Annotated in this window: 19 protein-coding genes; 15 read left to right on the top strand and 4 right to left on the bottom strand. The window is 65.3% G+C overall.

Annotation, left to right across the window (positions count from 1 at the left end; all coding sequences use genetic code 11):
* The first annotated feature begins 16 nt into the window (after positions 1-16).
* On the top strand, positions 17-955 hold the full coding sequence (locus ABWV23_RS10030) for a DMT family transporter (protein ID WP_353347317.1): 939 nt from the start codon (positions 17-19) through the stop codon (positions 953-955).
* 57 nt (positions 956-1,012) lie between these two features.
* Positions 1,013-1,612 (top strand): cob(I)yrinic acid a,c-diamide adenosyltransferase, encoded by a 600-nt coding sequence (gene cobO, locus ABWV23_RS10025; RefSeq protein WP_353347316.1) that lies wholly within the window; start codon positions 1,013-1,015, stop codon positions 1,610-1,612.
* 54 nt (positions 1,613-1,666) lie between these two features.
* Here cobO and ABWV23_RS10020 read toward each other — a convergent pair whose 3' ends face one another.
* Both ABWV23_RS10020 and ABWV23_RS10015 read right to left on the bottom strand, forming a co-directional pair.
* Positions 1,667-3,064 (bottom strand): aspartate aminotransferase family protein, encoded by a 1,398-nt coding sequence (locus tag ABWV23_RS10020; protein WP_353347315.1) that lies wholly within the window; start codon positions 3,062-3,064, stop codon positions 1,667-1,669.
* Positions 3,065-3,149: 85 nt separating this feature from the next.
* Complete coding sequence (locus ABWV23_RS10015) at positions 3,150-3,845, bottom strand: GntR family transcriptional regulator (protein WP_353347314.1); 696 nt, start codon at positions 3,843-3,845, stop codon at positions 3,150-3,152.
* A 138-nt stretch (positions 3,846-3,983) separates the two neighbouring features.
* Between ABWV23_RS10015 and ABWV23_RS10010 the strand changes: the two genes are divergently transcribed.
* From ABWV23_RS10010 to ABWV23_RS09985, 6 genes are all read left to right on the top strand, one after another.
* A complete protein-coding gene (locus tag ABWV23_RS10010; RefSeq protein ID WP_353347313.1) occupies positions 3,984-5,069 on the top strand; it encodes a polyamine ABC transporter substrate-binding protein in 1,086 nt (361 codons plus the stop codon).
* A 66-nt stretch (positions 5,070-5,135) separates the two neighbouring features.
* On the top strand, positions 5,136-6,263 hold the full coding sequence (locus tag ABWV23_RS10005; protein WP_353347312.1) for an ABC transporter ATP-binding protein: 1,128 nt from the start codon (positions 5,136-5,138) through the stop codon (positions 6,261-6,263).
* Between the two features lie 4 nt (positions 6,264-6,267).
* Positions 6,268-7,158, top strand: coding sequence for an ABC transporter permease subunit (locus ABWV23_RS10000; RefSeq protein WP_353347311.1), 891 nt, complete (start codon positions 6,268-6,270; stop codon positions 7,156-7,158).
* Positions 7,155-7,973 carry an ABC transporter permease gene (locus tag ABWV23_RS09995; protein ID WP_353347310.1) on the top strand — a complete coding sequence of 273 codons (819 nt, stop codon included), beginning with the start codon at positions 7,155-7,157 and terminating at the stop codon, positions 7,971-7,973. The genes ABWV23_RS10000 and ABWV23_RS09995 overlap by 4 nt, the downstream gene beginning before the upstream one ends.
* Positions 7,970-9,283 carry an NAD(P)/FAD-dependent oxidoreductase gene (locus ABWV23_RS09990; RefSeq protein ID WP_353347309.1) on the top strand — a complete coding sequence of 438 codons (1,314 nt, stop codon included), beginning with the start codon at positions 7,970-7,972 and terminating at the stop codon, positions 9,281-9,283. Before ABWV23_RS09995 ends, ABWV23_RS09990 begins: the two co-directional genes overlap by 4 nt.
* Before the next feature lie 78 nt (positions 9,284-9,361).
* Positions 9,362-10,687, top strand: coding sequence for a UDP-glucose dehydrogenase family protein (locus tag ABWV23_RS09985; RefSeq protein ID WP_353347308.1), 1,326 nt, complete (start codon positions 9,362-9,364; stop codon positions 10,685-10,687).
* Here the strand turns inward: ABWV23_RS09985 and ABWV23_RS09980 are convergent.
* Positions 10,645-11,640: a phosphotransferase family protein gene (locus ABWV23_RS09980; protein ID WP_353347307.1), complete on the bottom strand. Its 996-nt coding sequence runs from the start codon at positions 11,638-11,640 to the stop codon at positions 10,645-10,647. The genes ABWV23_RS09985 and ABWV23_RS09980 overlap by 43 nt on opposite strands.
* A 79-nt stretch (positions 11,641-11,719) precedes the next feature.
* Between ABWV23_RS09980 and ABWV23_RS09975 the strand changes: the two genes are divergently transcribed.
* From ABWV23_RS09975 to ABWV23_RS09945, 7 genes are all read left to right on the top strand, one after another.
* Positions 11,720-12,334 carry a ribonuclease D gene (locus ABWV23_RS09975; protein ID WP_353347306.1) on the top strand — a complete coding sequence of 205 codons (615 nt, stop codon included), beginning with the start codon at positions 11,720-11,722 and terminating at the stop codon, positions 12,332-12,334.
* On the top strand, positions 12,331-13,290 hold the full coding sequence (locus ABWV23_RS09970; protein WP_353347305.1) for a KpsF/GutQ family sugar-phosphate isomerase: 960 nt from the start codon (positions 12,331-12,333) through the stop codon (positions 13,288-13,290). Before ABWV23_RS09975 ends, ABWV23_RS09970 begins: the two co-directional genes overlap by 4 nt.
* A 13-nt stretch (positions 13,291-13,303) precedes the next feature.
* Positions 13,304-13,906 (top strand): hypothetical protein, encoded by a 603-nt coding sequence (locus tag ABWV23_RS09965; RefSeq protein ID WP_353347304.1) that lies wholly within the window; start codon positions 13,304-13,306, stop codon positions 13,904-13,906.
* A gap of 3 nt (positions 13,907-13,909) precedes the next feature.
* Positions 13,910-14,416: an LptA/OstA family protein gene (locus ABWV23_RS09960; RefSeq protein ID WP_353347303.1), complete on the top strand. Its 507-nt coding sequence runs from the start codon at positions 13,910-13,912 to the stop codon at positions 14,414-14,416.
* On the top strand, positions 14,416-15,174 hold the full coding sequence (gene lptB / locus ABWV23_RS09955; RefSeq protein ID WP_353347302.1) for an LPS export ABC transporter ATP-binding protein: 759 nt from the start codon (positions 14,416-14,418) through the stop codon (positions 15,172-15,174). Before ABWV23_RS09960 ends, lptB begins: the two co-directional genes overlap by 1 nt.
* Before the next feature lie 246 nt (positions 15,175-15,420).
* Positions 15,421-15,996, top strand: a complete 576-nt coding sequence (gene hpf, locus ABWV23_RS09950) for a ribosome hibernation-promoting factor, HPF/YfiA family (RefSeq protein WP_353347301.1) — start codon at positions 15,421-15,423, stop codon at positions 15,994-15,996.
* 42 nt (positions 15,997-16,038) lie between these two features.
* Positions 16,039-16,500 carry a PTS sugar transporter subunit IIA gene (locus ABWV23_RS09945; RefSeq protein WP_353347300.1) on the top strand — a complete coding sequence of 154 codons (462 nt, stop codon included), beginning with the start codon at positions 16,039-16,041 and terminating at the stop codon, positions 16,498-16,500.
* A gap of 19 nt (positions 16,501-16,519) precedes the next feature.
* Here the strand turns inward: ABWV23_RS09945 and ABWV23_RS09940 are convergent, their stop codons facing one another.
* On the bottom strand, positions 16,520-17,950 hold the full coding sequence (locus ABWV23_RS09940; protein ID WP_353347299.1) for a nodulation protein NodH: 1,431 nt from the start codon (positions 17,948-17,950) through the stop codon (positions 16,520-16,522).
* Positions 17,951-17,955 lie beyond the last annotated feature (5 nt).

The raw sequence follows: 17,955 nt of genomic DNA, 5'->3' as shown, positions 1-17,955 counted from the left end.
GGCGCAGGGTCCGCGGATGGCAATATCGTTAACATCGCATCGACCCGGCCTTGCCGTGACGCTGAAGCTCAGCGCCATTTTCCTGTTCTCGATGATGTCGGCACTGATCAAGGCGACGTCCGAGGATGTGCCGGCGGGCGAGGCGGTGTTCTTTCGCTCGTTCTTTGCGATCCCGGTGATCCTGGTCTGGATCGCCGCCAAGGGAGAGCTGCGCAGCGGGTTGGTCGCGCATCGGCCGATGGGGCATTTCTGGCGCGGGATCATCGGCACCTCGGCGATGGGGCTGACCTTTGCCGGGCTTGGCCTGTTGCCGCTGCCCGAGGTCACCGCGATCGGCTATGCCACGCCGATCTTTACCCTGATCCTGGCGGCCGTGATGCTGGGCGAGCGGATCCGGATGATCCGGATCAGCGCGGTTCTGATCGGGCTGGTCGGCGTGATGATCATGGTCTGGCCGCGCCTTGGCGGTGGCGGCGGGCTGCGCGACGCGGCGGCGCTGGGCGCGCTGTTCATCCTCGCCTCGACGATGCTGCGGGCGCTGGTGCAGATCCATATCCGCCGCATGGTCGAGACCGAGCGCACCTCGGCGATCGTGTTCTATTTCTCGGCCACCGCCTCGGTGCTTTCGCTGCTGACCTTGCCGTTCGGCTGGGTGCTGCCGACGGGCGAGACGGCGCTGCTTCTGGTGCTGGCGGGGATCGTCGGGGGGGTGGCGCAGATCCTGCTGACCTCTTCCTATCGCTTCGGCCCCGCCTCGATGCTGGCACCCTATGACTACGCCTCGATGCTGTTCGCGATCCTGATCGGCTATGCCTGGTTCGGCGATGTGCCGACGCTGGTGATGCTGTCGGGGGCGGCACTGGTGATCGCCGGCAATATCCTGGTGATCTGGCGCGAACATCACCTGGGGCTGGAACGCGCCCGTGCCCGGTCGGTCAGCGATCCGAAAGCGTGATCTTTACGCGCGGCGCAACCCGCCTATGATCCGCCCTTCATTCATGAAGGACAGCCCATGACCGAGACCGACGCCCACAAAGAGAAAATGAAGCAAGTTCAGGCCAAGCATCGCGCCAAGGTCGCCGAGGCCAGCGATCCGGGCCGGGGGCTGGTGCTGGTGCATACCGGCAAGGGCAAGGGCAAGTCCTCCAGCGCCTTCGGCGTGGTGGTGCGCGCGCTGGGCTGGCGGCAGACCGTGGGCGTGGTGCAGTTCATCAAGGGCAACTGGATCACCGGCGAGCGGCAGTTCTTTGAACGCCTCGGCGACGTGACCTGGCACACGATGGGCGAGGGGTTCACCTGGGACACCCAGGACCGCGACCGTGACATCGCCGCCGCGCAGGCCGCCTTTGCCCGCGCGCGCGAGATGATGGAGAGCGGCGATTTCGACCTCGTGGTGCTGGACGAGATCAACATCGCCCTGCGCTATGGCTACCTGAGCCCCGAGGAGGTTCTGGCCGGGCTGAAGGCCCGGGCCGACCGCACCGGCGTGATCCTGACCGGGCGCGACGCGCCGGAGGAGATTTGTGCCTATGCCGACCTGGTCACCGAGATGACCGAGGTGAAGCACCCCTACCAGGCCGGGATCAAGGCCCAGCGCGGGGTGGATTTCTAGGCCCCTCCCCGCCCGCAAAGACAGCGCCCCGGACAAGACCGGGGCGCCCTGGCCTCAGGAGGCCGCTTTCATCAGACCCTGTTCCAGAAGCTGCGCATGGCATTCGTCCAGCGCCGTCCGCGCGCGGGCGATCAGGGTGTCAATCTCTTCCTTGGTGATGACCAGCGGCGGAGAGATCACCATCCGGTCGCCCACGTGGCGCATGATCAGGTTGTTGGCAAAGCACCGCTCGCGGCAGATGTAGCCGACCGTGCCGGCATCAGAGGCGAACTTGGCCCGCGTTGCCTTGTCGGGCGTCAGCGCCAGTGAGGCCATCATGCCGACGATCTTGGTCTCGCCCACGAGCGGGTGATCGGCAAGCTCGTGCCATTTCTCGGCGAGGTAGGGGGCGGTTTCGGCGCGCACGCGGTCGACGATCCCCTCTTCCTGCAGAATCCGCAGGTTTTCCAGCGCGACCGCCGAGGCGACCGGGTGCCCGGAATAGGTATAGCCGTGGTTGAACTCCACCCCGTCGATGGTCTTGGCGACCTCGTCGCTGACCACCGAGGCGCCGATCGGCTGATAGCCCGAGCTGAGCCCCTTGGCGATGGTGATGATGTCGGGGCGGATGTTCAGGGTCTGGCAACCGAACCAGTTGCCGGTGCGACCGAAACCGCAGATCACCTCGTCGACGATCAGCAGGATCTCGTACTTGTCGCAGATGCGCTGGATCTCGGGCCAATAGCTGTCGGGCGCCACGATCACGCCGCCGGCACCCTGCACCGGCTCGGCGATGAAGGCGGCGACGCGGTCCTCGCCCAGATCGAGGATCGCCTGCTCCAGCTCCTGCGCGCGGGCAAGGCCGAAGTCCTCGGGGCTCATCTCGCCGCCCTCGGCCCACCAGTCGGGCTGGTTGATGTGGTGGATGTCGGGGATCGGCAGGCCGCCCTGCGCGTGCATTCCCGACATGCCGCCCAGCGAGGCGCTGCCCATCGAGGTCCCGTGATAGGCATTGTGGCGGCTGATGATGGTTTTCTTGCCCGGCTTGCCCTTGGCATCCCAATAGGTACGCACCATGCGGATGTTGGTGTCATTCGCCTCGGACCCGCCGGAGGCGAAGAACACGTGGTTCAGGTCACCCGGCGCCAGTTCGGCGATCTTGTTGGCCAGCGCGATGGCCGGCACATGGGTGGTCTGGAAGAAGGTGTTGTAATAGGGCAACTCGCGCATCTGGCGCGCGGCCACATCGGCCAGTTCGTCGCGGCCATAGCCGATGTTGACGCACCACAGCCCAGCCATGCCATCGAGGATCTCGACCCCCTCGCTGTCGGTGAGAAAGACGCCCTCGGCGCGGGTGATCACCCGGGGGCCCTTCTCGGCCAACTCGTCACCAGTGGTGAACGGGTGCATGTGGTGGGCAACATCGAGCGCCTGAAGCTCGGCGGTCGGCATGTGATTGGTGATGGCAGACATCGGGCGACTCCTGAACAAGGGGGGATTCCGGTGGTTTCGCCCAGAATATGATCAAATTTTTTCGTGTCAATCGAAGTCGGTCGAATCAGGATTTCTCCGCCTGTTCCGACAGCACCGCATCGACCATGTCCATGCCCTGTTCCACGTCCTGCGCCATCGCTTCGGCCGTCGCCTCGGGATCGCCGGCGCGCAGCGCATCCAGCATGTCCTTGTGCCGGTCCGGCAGGTTCTGGGTGCCGAAGCGGCCGCACACGACCCGCAGCGAGGGCCCGAAGCGCAGCCACAGACGGTCGGCGAAATCCGCCATAACGGCGGCCTGCGCCTGGGCGTAAAGCACCGTGTGGAACTGGTAGTTACACTGCAGGTATCCACTCACATCGCCGGTCGCGATGGCCGAATCCAGCGCCGCGTCGATCGCCTCCAACTCGGCGATCAGGGCGGGGGTGACATGGCGCGCGGCGCGGCGGGCCAGTTCCGACTCGATTGATTTCCGGACGAAAATCAGCTGTTCGGCATCCGCGGGGGACAGCACCGGCACGCTGACCCGTCGATTGCCCTGGAACACCAGCGCCCCGTCCGAGATCAGCCGCCGGATCGCCTCGCGCACCGGAGTCATGCCGGCGCCCAGCGAATCGGTCAGCCCCTGGATGGTCACCGGCTGGCCCGGAGCCATCTCTCCGAACAGGATCTGGGCCCGCAATTTCTGGTAAACCTGCTCATGAACCGGGGGGTCGGCGGCGGATTTCGGAGCTTTCTGCGCCGTTTTTTTGATCAAATTCAAAGAAGTGTTCCTGATGCTGTTGACTTCGCTTGCGCTGAAAGAGGCTGCGTGGAAACATATCCCCTGTTGCCGCAGAAGGCAAAACTTGATCAAATCGAGAAATGCGGGATCAACCCGTTCCTTCACAGGGAGATAGATATGACAATCAAATCGCTGAGCCTGACTGCGGTTCTGGCGCTGGGCGCCACCGTCGCGCAGGCCGAGGAAGTCCGCGTCTACAACTGGTCGGACTATATCGACGAGGACCTTCTGACCAAGTTCGAGGAAGAGACCGGCATCGACCTGATCTATGACGTGTTCGACAGCAACGAGGTTCTGGAAACCAAGATGCTGGCCGGCGGATCGGGCTATGACGTGGTGGTGCCCTCGGGCTCGTTCCTGCAGCGCCAGATCTCGGCGGGGGCGTTCCAGAAACTGGACATGGCGAGACTGCCGAACCACGTCAACATGTGGGACGTGGTCGAAAAGCGCACCGCGCAATACGACCCCGACAACGCCTATTCGATCAACTACATGTGGGGCACCACCGGCATCGGCGTGAACCTCGGCAAGGTGAAGGAAGCCTTGGGTGAAGATGCCCCGATCGACAGCTGGTCACTGGTCTTCGATCCCACCAACATGGAAAAACTGGCCGACTGCGGCGTGCATTTCCTCGATGCGCCGGGGGAAATGATCCCGGCCGCGCTGAAATACATCGGCGAGAACCCCGACAGCCACGATCCCGACGTGATTGCCAAGGCAGAGGCCGTGTACATGGCCGTTCGCCCCTATATCCAGAAGTTCCACAGCTCGGAATACATCAACGCCCTGGCCAATGGTGACATTTGCGTTGCCGTGGGGTGGTCGGGCGATGTGCTGCAGGCGCGCGACCGTGCCGCCGAGGCCGAAAACGGCGTCGAGATCGCCTATCACGCACCCAAGGAAGGCGCGCAGATGTGGTTCGACCAGATGGCGATCCCGGTCGATGCGCCGAACCCGGATGCCGCGCACAAGTTCCTGAATTTCATCATGGATCCGCAGAACATGGCGGCGGCGTCGAACTATGTCTATTACGCCAACGGCAACAAGGCGAGCCAGGAGTTCCTGGTCGAGGACGTGATCGGCGATCCGGCGATCTATCCGGATGCGGCGACGCTGGAAAACCTGTTCACCACCACGCCCTATCCGGCCAAGGTGCAGCGGGTCGTCACCCGCCTGTGGACCAAGATCAAGTCGGGCACCTGAGCCCCGATTACGCGGGCGGGCCGGTTGCGGCCCGCCCCGACGACGCTCAGACAAACGGGGGCCACCTTGCAATCCACTGTTTTCGCGCCTTGGGATGACCCAGAGGCAAAACCGCTGATCCGCTTTCAGAACGTGACGAAACGGTTCGGCACCTTCACCGCCATCGACAACCTTTCGCTGGATATCTACGAGCGGGAGTTCTTTGCCCTGCTGGGTCCGTCGGGCTGCGGCAAGACCACGATGATGCGGATGCTGGGCGGGTTCGAATCCCCCACCGAGGGCCGCATCGAACTGTCCGGCAAGGATATCGTCGGGGTGCCCCCGAACAAGCGCGCGGTGAACATGATGTTCCAGTCCTACGCGCTGTTTCCGCACCTGAGCGTCTGGGACAACATCGCCTTTGGCCTGCGCCGCGACCACCGGCCGAAACCCGAGGTCGAGGCCCGCGTCGCCGAGATGCTGAAACTGACCCGGCTGGAGAAATTCGCCCGCCGCAAGCCGCACCAGATCTCGGGCGGTCAGCGTCAGCGCGTGGCGCTTGCGCGCAGCCTGGCCAAGGCGCCGAAACTGCTGTTGCTCGACGAACCGCTGGGCGCACTCGACAAGAAGCTGCGCCAGGACACCCAGTTCGAGCTGATGGACATCCAGGAAAAGACCGGCACCACCTTTGTCATCGTCACCCACGACCAGGAAGAGGCGATGACCGTCGCCAGCCGCGTGGCGGTGATGGACGAGGGCCAGCTGATCCAGGTGGCGACACCGGACCGGATCTATGAATCGCCCGCCAACATCTATGTCGCGGATTTCATCGGCGACGTGAACATCATCGAGGGGCGCGCGACCCCGGTCGCCGACGACACCTATACCATCGACTGGGCCGAAGGCGAGACGCCGCTGCAGGCGACCTCTTCGACCCGGTTCGACTCGGGCCAGAGCTGCGCGCTGGCGATCCGACCGGAAAAGGTGACGATTTCCGCCGACCGCCCCGAGGGCGCGGTGAACGCGGTGCAGGGCAAGGTTCTGGACATCGCGTACCTGGGCAACATCTCGACCTATCACGTCGAGCTGCCCTCGGGCACGGTGATCAAGGCGCAGACGGCCAACACGCGCCGCATCTCGCGCCGCAGTTTCACCTGGGAAGATCCCGTCTGGCTGTCCTGGACGGTCACCGGCGGCGTTCTTCTGGCGGGGTGACGTGATGCGCCGGTTCCTTTTGATCGCGGTTCCCTATTTCTGGCTTCTGGCGCTGTTCCTGGTGCCCTTTGTCATCGTCTTCAAGATCTCGCTCTCCGACATCGCGCTGGCGATCCCGCCCTATACACCCACCCTCGACTTCTCCGCCGGGTGGGTGGGGGTCAAGGCGTTCTTCTCGGGGTTGGATTTCGAGAATTTCACCTGGCTGACCCAGGACGACCTCTATTGGAAGGCCTATCTCAGCAGCTTGCAGATCGCGCTGATCTCGACGGTGATCACCCTGGCGGTGGGCTATCCCATCGCCTACGCGATGGCCCGCGCGCCGGGCGAATGGCGACCGACCCTGATGATGCTGATCATCCTGCCGTTCTGGACCAGCTTCCTGATCCGGGTCTATTCCTGGATGGGCATCCTCAGCCAGGAGGGGTTCCTGAACCAGTTCCTGATGTGGCTGGGCCTCATCGACGAACCGCTGGTCATCCTCAACACCAATACCGCCGTCTACATCGGCATCGTCTATACCTACCTGCCGTTCATGATCCTGCCAATTTATGCCGCGCTGGACCGGCTCGATGAATCGCTGATCGAGGCGGCCGAGGACCTGGGCTGTTCGCGGCTCTCGGCCTTTTGGCTGATCACCGTGCCGCTGTCCCGCAACGGGATCGCGGCGGGCAGTTTCCTGGTCTTCATCCCGGCGCTGGGCGAATTCGTGATCCCCTCGCTGCTGGGCGGATCGGGCACGTTGATGATCGGCAAGGTGCTGTGGGAGGAGTTTTTCTCGAACCGCGACTGGCCGGTGGCCAGCGCCGTGGCGATCGTTCTGCTGCTGATCCTCGTGATCCCGATCGTGCTGTTCCAGCGCAACCAGCAGAAACAGGCGGAGGCCGAACAATGAACAGGTTGAGCTGGTTCAACACGGTCTCGCTGACGCTGGGCTTCGCGTTTCTCTACATCCCGATGGTGATCCTCGTGATCTTCAGCTTCAACGCCAGCAAGCTGGTCACCGTCTGGGCCGGGTTCTCGACCAAGTGGTACGGCGAACTGCTTGGAAACGAGGCGTTTCTCGACGCCGCCTGGGTCACGCTCAAGGTCGCGGTGTTCTCCTCCTCCATCGCCACGGTGCTGGGCACCATGGCCGCCTATGTGCTGGTGCGTGGCAGGCGGTTTCTTGGCCGGACGCTGTTTTCCGGCATGATCTATGCACCGCTGGTGATGCCCGAGGTGATCACCGGCCTGTCGCTGCTGCTCTTGTTCATCGGCATCGGACTGGATCGCGGGGTGCTGACCATCGTGCTGGCGCATACCACGTTCTCGATGTGCTATGTCTCGGTCGTGGTGTCCTCGCGGTTGGTGACCTTTGACAAGTCGCTGGAAGAGGCCGCGCTCGACCTTGGCTGTTCGCCGGCGCAGGCCTTCCGACTGGTCACCCTGCCGATCATCGCGCCGGCGGTGATCTCGGGCTGGCTGCTGGCCTTTACCCTGTCGCTGGACGACCTGGTGATCGCCTCCTTCACCTCGGGGCCCTCGGCGACCACGCTGCCGATCAAGATCTTTTCCTCGATCCGGCTGGGCGTCAGCCCCGAGATCAACGCGCTCTCGACGGTGATGATCAGCATCGTCGCGGTGGGCGTGATCGCGGCCTCGCTGATTTCCAAACGCTCCCTCGTGCGCCAGCAGAAGGACGAACAGGACGCGGCGCGCGCGCAATGAGACGGATTTTCAGCACCTTCGCCTATTCCGATGCGCCGCGCGACGGCTGCTGGTGGGATGAAACCGAAACGCGCCCCGACTGGCCCGAGGCGCGGGGCGATCTGCGCGCCGATGTCGCGGTGATCGGCGGCGGCTTTACCGGGTTGTCCGCCGCGCTGCACCTGGCCGAGGCGGGCGTCTCGGTCGCGGTACTGGACGCGGAATATCCCGGCTGGGGCGCCTCGGGGCGCAACGGCGGGTTCTGCTGCCTGGGCGGATCGTTCATGGAGGGTTCCGGCCTGACCGCCCGGTACGGCGCCGAGCAGGCGCAGGTCTTTCGCGCCGCCGAGGTCGCGGCGGTCGACCTGGTGGCCGGTCTGCTGGCACGGCTGGGAATCGACGCCGACACCCATTCGCGCGGCGAAACCCAGATGGCCCACAGCCGGCGCGCGATGGACCGGTTGCGCCGCGCGGCGCAGGACAAACCGGGGGCGGTGCTGACCGAAGCGGCGGATCTTGCGGCGCAGGGCATGGCCGGGCCGTTCCACGGCGCGTTGACGGTTCCGGTGGGATTCGGCCTCAACCCCCGCAAATACGTGCTGGGGCTGGCGCGCGCCGCCGCGCAGGCGGGCGCGGACCTGTATCAGAAAAGCCCGGCCGGCCGGATCGAGAAGATCGCCGGCGGGCACCGGATTGCCCTGCCGCAGGGCAGCCTGACCGCCGAAACGGTGCTGATCTGCACCAATGGTTATTCGAGCGAGGATGTCCCCGGCTGGCTGGCTGGCCGCTACATGCCGGCGCAATCGACGGTTCTGGTCACCCGACCCCTGAGCGACGACGAGCTTGCCGCGCAGGGCTGGACCTCGGACCAGATGGCCTATGACACTCGCAACCTGCTGCATTATTTCCGGCTGATGCCGGATCGACGTTTCCTGTTCGGCATGCGTGGCGGGATGATGTCCTCACCGCGCGCCGAGGCCGCCGCACGTGCGCGCACGCGGCGCGATTTCGAGCGGATGTTCCCCGCCTGGCGCACGGTGGAAAGCCCTTACATGTGGTCCGGCATGGTCTGCATGGCCGCCAACCTCGTGCCCTTCGCCGGGCCGGTTCCGGGGACGACGGGGATGTTTGCCGGGCTGGCCTATCACGGCAATGGCGTGGCGATGGGCAGCTATTCCGGGCGTCTGCTGGCCGACCTGGCGCAAGGCCGCACACCCGAGTTGCCCTATCCCGAACCGATGCAGCGCCCGATGCGGCGGTTTCCGTTGGGCCGGGCGAGGCGGGCGTTGATGCCGCCCCTTTATGCGGCGATGGCGCTCGGCGATCTGTGACCGACCCGCACCTGCCTTGGTTGACAGGTCGCGCCGGATCGCCCATCCCTGAGGAAAACCGCGTTTGAGGACGGGCTTATGAAAATTGCGATGATCGGGACGGGCTATGTCGGGCTGGTCTCTGGTGTGTGTTTCTCGGACTTCGGACACGACGTGGTCTGCGTCGACAAGAACCCCGACAAGATCGCCATGCTGGAGCGCGGCGAGGTTCCGATCTATGAACCCGGACTCGACGCGCTTATCGAGAAGAACGTCGAAGCCGGGCGCCTGACCTTCAGCACCGATCTGTCGGCGGCGGTGGACGGGGCCGAAGCGGTGTTCATCGCGGTCGGCACCCCCACTCGGCGCGGCGACGGCCATGCGGACCTGTCCTATGTGATGGCGGCAGCCGAAGAGATTGCCCAGGCGCTGACCGGGTATGCGGTGGTGGTGACCAAATCCACGGTTCCGGTGGGCACCAACCGGCAGGTCAAACGAACCATCGCCAAGGCCAACCCGAGCGCCGAGTTCGACGTCGCCTCGAACCCCGAATTCCTGCGCGAGGGCGCGGCGATCGAGGATTTCATGAAGCCCGACCGCGTGATCGTCGGCGTGCAGAACGACCGCGCCGCCGACCTCATGTCCGAGATCTACCGCCCGCTTTACCTGCGCGAGTTTCCGATCATCACCACTGATCTGGAAAGCGCGGAGATGATCAAATACGCCGCCAATGCCTTTCTGGCGACCAAGATCACCTTCATCAACGAGATCGCCGCGCTTTGCGAACGGGTCGGCGCCGACATCAAGCAGGTGAGCAAGGGGATGGGCCTGGACGGGCGCATCGGCAACAAGTTCCTGCACGCCGGCCCCGGCTATGGCGGATCGTGTTTTCCCAAGGATACCAAGGCGCTGGCCCGGATCGGACAGGATCACGCGGTGCCGATGCAGATCACCGAGACGGTCATCAAGGTCAATGACGAGACCCGCCGCCGGATGATCGAGAAGATCACCGACATGATGGACGGGCATCTTGCCGGCAAGACCGTGGCGGTGCTGGGCGTGACCTTCAAGCCCAACACCGACGACATGCGCGAGGCCCCCAGCCTGACGGTCATCCCCGCTTTGATTGGCGCCGGCGCACGCGTGCGGGTTGTCGACCCGCAAGGCCGGCGCGAGGGCGAGGAGCTGCTGCCCGGGGTGCATTGGGTCGAGGATGCCTACAAGGCGGCGCAGAACGCCGACGCTCTGGTGATCCTGACCGAGTGGAACGAGTTCCGCGCGCTGGACCTGAAGCGGCTGGCAAAGAAGATGGCGACCCCGGCACTGGCCGATCTGCGCAACATCTATTCGGCGCAGGATGCGAAGCGGGCGGGCTTTTCGGCCTATGTCTCGATCGGGCGAACCGATTTCCGCGCCGAGGCGTGACGCGGAAGCGCCGCGCGCTCCAACGTGAGTCCTTCGGCGTAGTCCGCGCGCCCGCGTTCGGCCTGGTACAGGCAATAGGCCGCCATGCGCCAGTGATACCACGGCCGCAGCGCGTGGAAGCGTTCCACCGTGGTCGGGTCCGGGTAAGCCCCTAGAAACGCGTCGTTTTCCGCCGCGCTCAAGGGGGTGCCGCGATAGATCCGCTGCATTGCCGGCGAGGTGAAAATCGCCAGGTCCCCCGCCGGATCGCCCAGCGCCGGGCATTGCCAGTCGATCAGGGCGGCGCGGCCCCCCTGCACAACGATATTGCCGGGCACCGGATCGCCATGCACAAGCCGCCGCAGGCCGGAGGCGACAACATCGCCGCGCGGCTGGCAGCGGCGCAGCTCCTCCACGTCGGCCGAGCGGCAAAGCGACAGGATCTCAAGGGTTTGGCGCGTGATCTCGGCGCTGCCGTCCGGGGCGGTGGGCAACTCGTCCAGCGGCGCATGATCATGCACACGGGCCAGGACGCACGCGACCGCCTCGACCCCTTCCGTCCAACCCTTCCCCGGTAGGTGGCGATAGAGGATCCAGGGCCGCTCCGCCTGCGCGTCGCCGGTCAAAGGCACAGGCGCCAACCCGCTGTCGGCAAGGGCCGACAGGCAGGCCGCCTCGCGCAGCGGATCGTTGGCGAACAGCGGGGTCGCGCCCTCCGGATCGTAGAGTTTGAGGACCAGATCGTACAAAACGCCGCGCAGCCGCCAGACCCGGTTGATGCGCCCCCCCTCGAGCGGCACGGGGGCCGGGTCGGCGGCCAGGTGGCCGCCCCGGCGCAGCCGCGCGATCAGCTCGGCGGGGGGAGAAATGTCGGTCGGGGTCAGGGCGCGGGCTCCGCATCTGAGATCAGGCCCGACGATGCGGGCATCGCGGCAGGATCGCGCGACGCGGGCGGCGGTGCAAGGGCCCGGCATCGCAGTTGAGTTTGCCGGCCAAAGCGCCTATCTCGGCCCCATTGGCCGAACGACGCGGAAAGCAGCGAGGACCCCGGACGTGGCGAACCAACTTTACCAGAACGACCTGCCCGACGGGCTTGACCTTGGCCCCGTGGTCGCCATCGACTGCGAGACGATGGGGCTGAACCCGCATCGCGACCGGCTGTGCGTGATCCAGATGTCCGGCGGCGACGGCGAGGCGCATATCGTGCAGGTGGCCAAGGGCCAGACCCAGGCGCCGAACCTGTGCCGGATGCTGGAAGACCCCGATGTGCTGAAACTGTTCCATTTCGGCCGTTTCGACATCGCCGCGATGTACAACGCCTTTGGCGCGCTGGCCGCGCCGGTTTATTGCACCAAGATCGCCAGCCGGCTGGTGCGGACCTATACCGACCGCCACGGGCTGAAAAACCTGACCTCGGAACTGATCGGGGTGGATATCTCCAAGCAGCAACAGATGAGCGACTGGGGCGCCGAGACGCTGACCCGCGCACAGCTCGATTACGCGGCCTCGGACGTGCTGTACCTGCACCGGCTGCGCGAGGAACTGAACAAGCGGCTGGCGCGAGAGGGGCGCAGCGAGTTGGCGCAATCCTGTTTCGACTTCCTGCCGACGCGGGCGAAACTCGACCTCGAAGGCTGGCCCGAGATCGACATCTTCGCCCATTCATGAGCCGGTTCCAGGATATCGCCCGCCGGGTCATCGAGACCGAGGCCGAGGGGCTGCGGCAACTGGCCGGGGGGCTGAACGGCGATTTCGACAGCGCGGTCGAGACGCTGCTCAAGGCCAGCGGGCGCGTGGTTGTCAGCGGCATGGGAAAATCGGGCCATATCGCGCGCAAGATCGCGGCAACGCTGGCCAGCACCGGCACGCCGGCGCAATTCGTCCACCCGGCCGAGGCCAGCCACGGCGACCTGGGCATGATGGCACGGGGCGATGTGGCGCTGGTGCTGTCGAACTCGGGCGAGACGCCGGAACTGGCCGACCTCGTGGCCTATACCCGCCGCTTCTCGATCCCGCTGATCGGGGTGGCGAGCCGGGCGGACTCGACCCTGTTGCGGCAATCCGACGTGGCGCTGGTGCTGCCGCAGGTGGAAGAGGCCTGCAACACCGGCGTGGTGCCCACCACCTCGACCACGATGACGCTGGCCTTGGGCGATGCGCTGGCGGTGGCGCTGATGGAGCATCGCCAGTTCACCCCTGCGCATTTCCGCGAGTTTCACCCCGGCGGCAAGCTGGGTGCACGGCTGAGCAAGGTGCGCGACCTGATGCACACCGGCGACGCGCTGCCCACCGTTCCCGCCGGCGCCCCGATGAGCGACACGCTGCTCGAGATCAGCCACAAGGGCTTTGGCGTGGCCGGCGTGACCGGGGAGGGCGGCGCCCTAACCGGCATCATCACCGACGGCGACCTGCGGCGCCACATGGACGGGTTGTTGTCGCTTCGGGCCGCCGAGGTGATGACGGCGAACCCCACCACCATCGGCCCCGACGCACTGGCCGAAGAGGCGCTGGGCCTGATGAACGCGCGCAAGATCACCTGCCTGTTCGTGGTCGATCCCGACGGGCCGCCGGTCGTGCAGGGCCTGTTGCACATCCACGACTGCCTGCGGGCGGGGCTGGGTTGATCCGGTGCGCAGGATGGACAGCCATTCGCGTTTTGTCGCCTATCTGAAGGTCATCCTGCCGCTGGCGGCGGTCGCGCTGTTGTCGACGCTGTTCCTGCTGTCGCGCAGCGTCGATCCCACCGCGACCCTGCCCTTTGCCCAACACGAGGTGGAGGAACGCGTACGCGGACAGCAAGTGACCGCACCGTTCTATTCCAGCACCACCGATGACGGCGACGAGATCACCGTCGAGGCGCGGCTTGCCCGCGCGGCGGTTGGCGGCGGGCTCGCCGAGGCCGAAGACCTGAACGCACGCCTGAAACTGGCCCGGGGCGGGCAGATCGCGCTGCGGTCGCAGACCGGCACGATCGACGCCGTCACCGACACGGCCAGCTTTTCCGGCGCGGTGGAGATTGCCACCAGCACCGGCTATGTCGTGTTGACCGACCGGCTGGACGCCACCATCGGCGATTTCCATGCAAGCACCCCGGGAGAGGTGCGCGCAACCGGGCCGGTGGGTACGCTAACCGCCGGCCGGATGGAGATCGGTGCGAAAAACCCGGGAGAACCAATGCATATGCTGTTCAAAAATGGCGTGAAGCTGGTATACGATCCCGGCAAAACGCCGGAGGAATAGAGTTTGCCTTATTTTCGAGCCTTTTTCCTCTGGCTTCTCGTTTGCCTCGGAACCGGTCCGGTTCTGGCGCAGGACACCCGCGTGGCCTTTGGCACGGCCCCGACCGACCCCAACCAGCCGGTCGAGGTGACTGCCGACAGCCTGAACGTGAACCAGGCCGATGGATCGGCCGAGTTCACCGGCGAGGTGCTGGTGATCCAGGGCGCGATGCGGATGACCGCCGACCGCATGTTCGTGATCTATGACAACGAGGCCAGCCGCATCGCCCGGCTGGAGGCGACCGGCGGCGTCGTGCTGGTCAACGGTCCGGACGCTGCCGAATCCGACCGCGCCGAGTACAGCATCGACAGCGGCGTGATCGTGATGACGGGCAGCGTTCTTCTGACCCAGGGGCCGAGCGTACTGAGTTCGAACCGCATGGTGGTCAACCTGACCACGGGCACCGCCGAGATGGCCGGGCGGGTCAAGACGATCCTGAACCCGGGCCAGAAAGCGGACGGCGAAGACTGATGACAACACCGGAGCTGACCGTAACCGAGGGCAACCTGGGCCTGCGCGTGGAACGGGTGCGCAAGTCGTACCGAAAGCGGGTGGTGATTCGCGACGTGTCGATGACCCTGGACCGGGGCGAAGTGGTGGCGCTGCTGGGGCCGAACGGATCGGGCAAGACCACCAGTTTCTATGCCATCGCCGGGCTGGTCTTTCCCGAGGCGGGGAGTGTCACGCTGGACGGGCAGGTGGTGACGAACCTGCCGATGTACCGGCGAGCCAAGATGGGGATCGGCTATCTGCCGCAGGAAATGTCGATCTTTCGCGGCTTGAGTGTCGAGGACAACATCCTCGCGGTGCTGGAGATCTCCGAACGGGACCCGCATTCGCGGCGGGAGCGGTTGGAAGAGTTGCTGTCGGATTTCTCGATCGAACACCTGCGCCGGGCACCGGCACTGGCGCTGTCGGGCGGCGAGCGTCGCCGCGTCGAGATTGCCCGCTGCCTGGCGGCCGATCCCAAGTACCTGCTGCTCGACGAACCCTTTGCCGGGGTCGATCCGATCAGCGTGGGCGACATCCGACACCTTGTCGCCGACCTCAAGAAACGCGGAATCGGGGTGCTGATCACCGATCACAACGTGCGCGAGACGCTGGAGATCGTCGATCGCGCCTATATCCTGCATGATGGCCAGGTGCTGATGTCGGGCACGCCGGGCGAGGTGGTGGAAAACGAAAACGTACGCCGCGTCTACCTGGGCGAGAGTTTTCGGATCTCCTGACAGCCGATATGGGCAGAGGATGCGACCCGATTTTCCGCTTATCTGTGACGCGATCCGTTGACTCTTGCCCCGCAACTCGCCTCAAATGGGGCATGGCACGCATGCAGTTCGATGCAGTTTCCGATCCGGCCTTTCTGACAGGGCCTGACCGTGCACTTTCCGCGGCGGTGCCATTCCCCACCACCCGCCGATGACACAGGCCGGACGACCGGAACAGGCCGGGTGAGAAAATGAAAAGGAGAGCACATGCGCTATCAGATCAGCGGCAAACAGATCGACATCGGCACGGCCCTTCAGACCCACGTCAAGTCGGAACTGAACGAGGCGGTCAAGAAATACGCCGAGCGTCCGACCGATGCCAACGTCATCTTTTCCCGCAACGCGCATGAATACGTCTGCGAGGCCACGGTGCACCTGTCGACCGGGTTGAACGCCACGGCCAAGGCGCGTGCGAATGAAATCTATGCCGCCTTCGATGCCTGCCGCGACAAGATGGAGAAGCAGTTGCGGCGGTACAAGCGTCGGCTGAAGGACCATTATCGCGACCGGTCGGAACCGGTTGAACTCTTCGGTGCGTCCTCGTATATCCTCGCCGCGGAAGAACAGGCCGACGATTCCGAGCCCGAAACCCTGCAGCCGATCATCGTTGCCGAGATGGAGACCCAGATCCCCTCTCTCAGCGTTGGCGAGGCCGTGATGCAGATGGAGCTGGCGGGCGCACCGGTGCTGGTTTTCCGCAACGAGAAGAAAAAGGGGGTCAATGTCGTGTATCGCCGTGAAGACGGCAATATCGGCTGGATCGACCCGCAGATGGACGGATAACAGCGAGAGGCGCCGCGTGGCGCTGGAGCGGAGCAGTCACTGATGGCACTAGCGAGCATCCTCAAGCCCGAGGCGGTAAAGGTATTTTCCGCCGCGTCCAGCAAGAAACGCCTGTTCCAGGAGATCGGAGACGTGGCGCAGAGTGCCTATGGCCTCGACTCCCAGGACACCGTCGAGGCGCTGCTCGAACGCGAAAGCCTTGGCCCAACCGGTGTGGGCCATGGCGTTGCCCTGCCCCATGCGCGGATGCCGGGGCTGGACGATGTGGTGGGCATCTTTCTGATGCTGGAAAAACCCATCGACTTCGGCGCGGTGGACCGTCAGCCGATCGACATCGCCTTTTCCCTGTTTGCCCCGGAAGACAGCGGGGTCGAACACCTGAAGGCGCTGGCGCTGGTGTCGCGCACCCTGCGCGATGCCGCGCTTTGTGCCAAGCTGCGGGCCAATCCGGACGCGGCCACGCTCTACACCATGCTGACCGAGGCGCAGCCGGTCGCGGCCTGATCCGCCGCTCTGGCGTGCGTCAATCCGCGCGCCAGGCTCCGAACCCGAACATCATGTAATCACGCTGGTAGATGTCGGCGACGCGCTCTTCCAGCGCGGCGTCATAGATCTCTGCCAAGGCAACCGGCCCGGCGGTATCGTCCCCTAGGGGCGCGGGTGGCGCGGCGTGGCCGACCCGGCGGGCCATCTCGGGCAAAAGTGTCGCCATCTCATCCTCGCGCAGCACCAGGTCAGGCAGGGCGAAATCGGCAAAGCCCGACAGGGTCTGGGCCTGGGTGCCCCAGGCCCCGTCGACGCGGATCGCGGTCTGCCCGGCAAGGTTCATCTTGATGAAATCGAGAAACCCGAGAAAGGCGGCGCGATGCGCCTCGGCGTCGTAGCCATCCCCGGGGGCGGACTTCGGGATCGGCAGCTTGAACTTGCGGCGCAGCGTGTCGCGGATCTGGCGGAAACTGCCCGGCCCGTCGTCGAGGATGCGGGTGCAGAACACGTGATGCGCCCGGGCCACCGGATGGCGCAGCACGGTAAAGCTGCGGTGGCCGGGATGGCGGCGCTTCCACTGGCGCAGGTCCTTTTGCGTCATCTTGCGTGGCAGCGCCTCGGGGTCGATGCCGTCGAGCGTGGCAAGCCATTGGATCACCGCCTCTTCCGGGCCGCCACGCACCGGCATATAGAGCAGCGGAGTCTCGACCGCGGCAAGATAGGTCGGCACCGCCGGACCCCGGCGCGGTTCGAAATTGGGGGTGCGGGTCAGGTTGAACCGATCCAGCCCGGCCAGTGCCGCCGTCATCTCTTGGGGGTTCGAGACCTTTTCGGTCATCGGGATCGGGTTCTGCGGCTTGAGGCTCTGGTCGATCTGATCGAGACGCGCCGCCACCCCCAGCCACTGGGCCAACCCGTTCATCACCGACAGGTCGTGCAGATCCTCGTAGGCGATGTAAAAGGCGGTCTGCCCGCTGGACTGGAGCCGATGCAGCAGCAGGCGCTGGAACCCCTGCAGCGCCTCGACATGCGCAGCGAATTCTTCGGCGTCGAAACGTGCCTGGGCGGCCTTGCGCCGCTTCACGTCGGTCAGTTTCCACTGGCCGGTGGCCTGGGCGATCTTCCACGAGACATAGCTGTCGAGCGGGTTGCGGGTGAGCACGATCTTGGCACAGCGCGGATCGTCCAGCATCGTATCCAGCACGCGCGGGTCGTGATCGTGGAAATAGCGGAAGCCACCCATCCCGCCCGCATCGTCGCGCACGGCGGCGATCAGCGCCTGCGGATCCTCGTCGCGCGCCTCGCGGCTGATGCCCAGCATTTCGCTGCGGTTGGGATAGCCGATGAAATGGGGATTGAACGCCTCGCCGTGGCAGGTCACCCCATCCAGCGCATTGAGGTTGGTTTCCAGGAAGTTGGAGCCGGTGCGCATCTCGGCGAAGACCACGAAGTAATCGAAATCAGCCATGCCTG

The organism is Aquicoccus sp. SU-CL01552, from assembly GCF_040365005.1.
Classification (GTDB): domain Bacteria; phylum Pseudomonadota; class Alphaproteobacteria; order Rhodobacterales; family Rhodobacteraceae; genus Antarcticimicrobium.
Note: the sequence above shows the minus strand (reverse complement) of the source record. Positions and strands in the feature narration are given on the sequence as shown.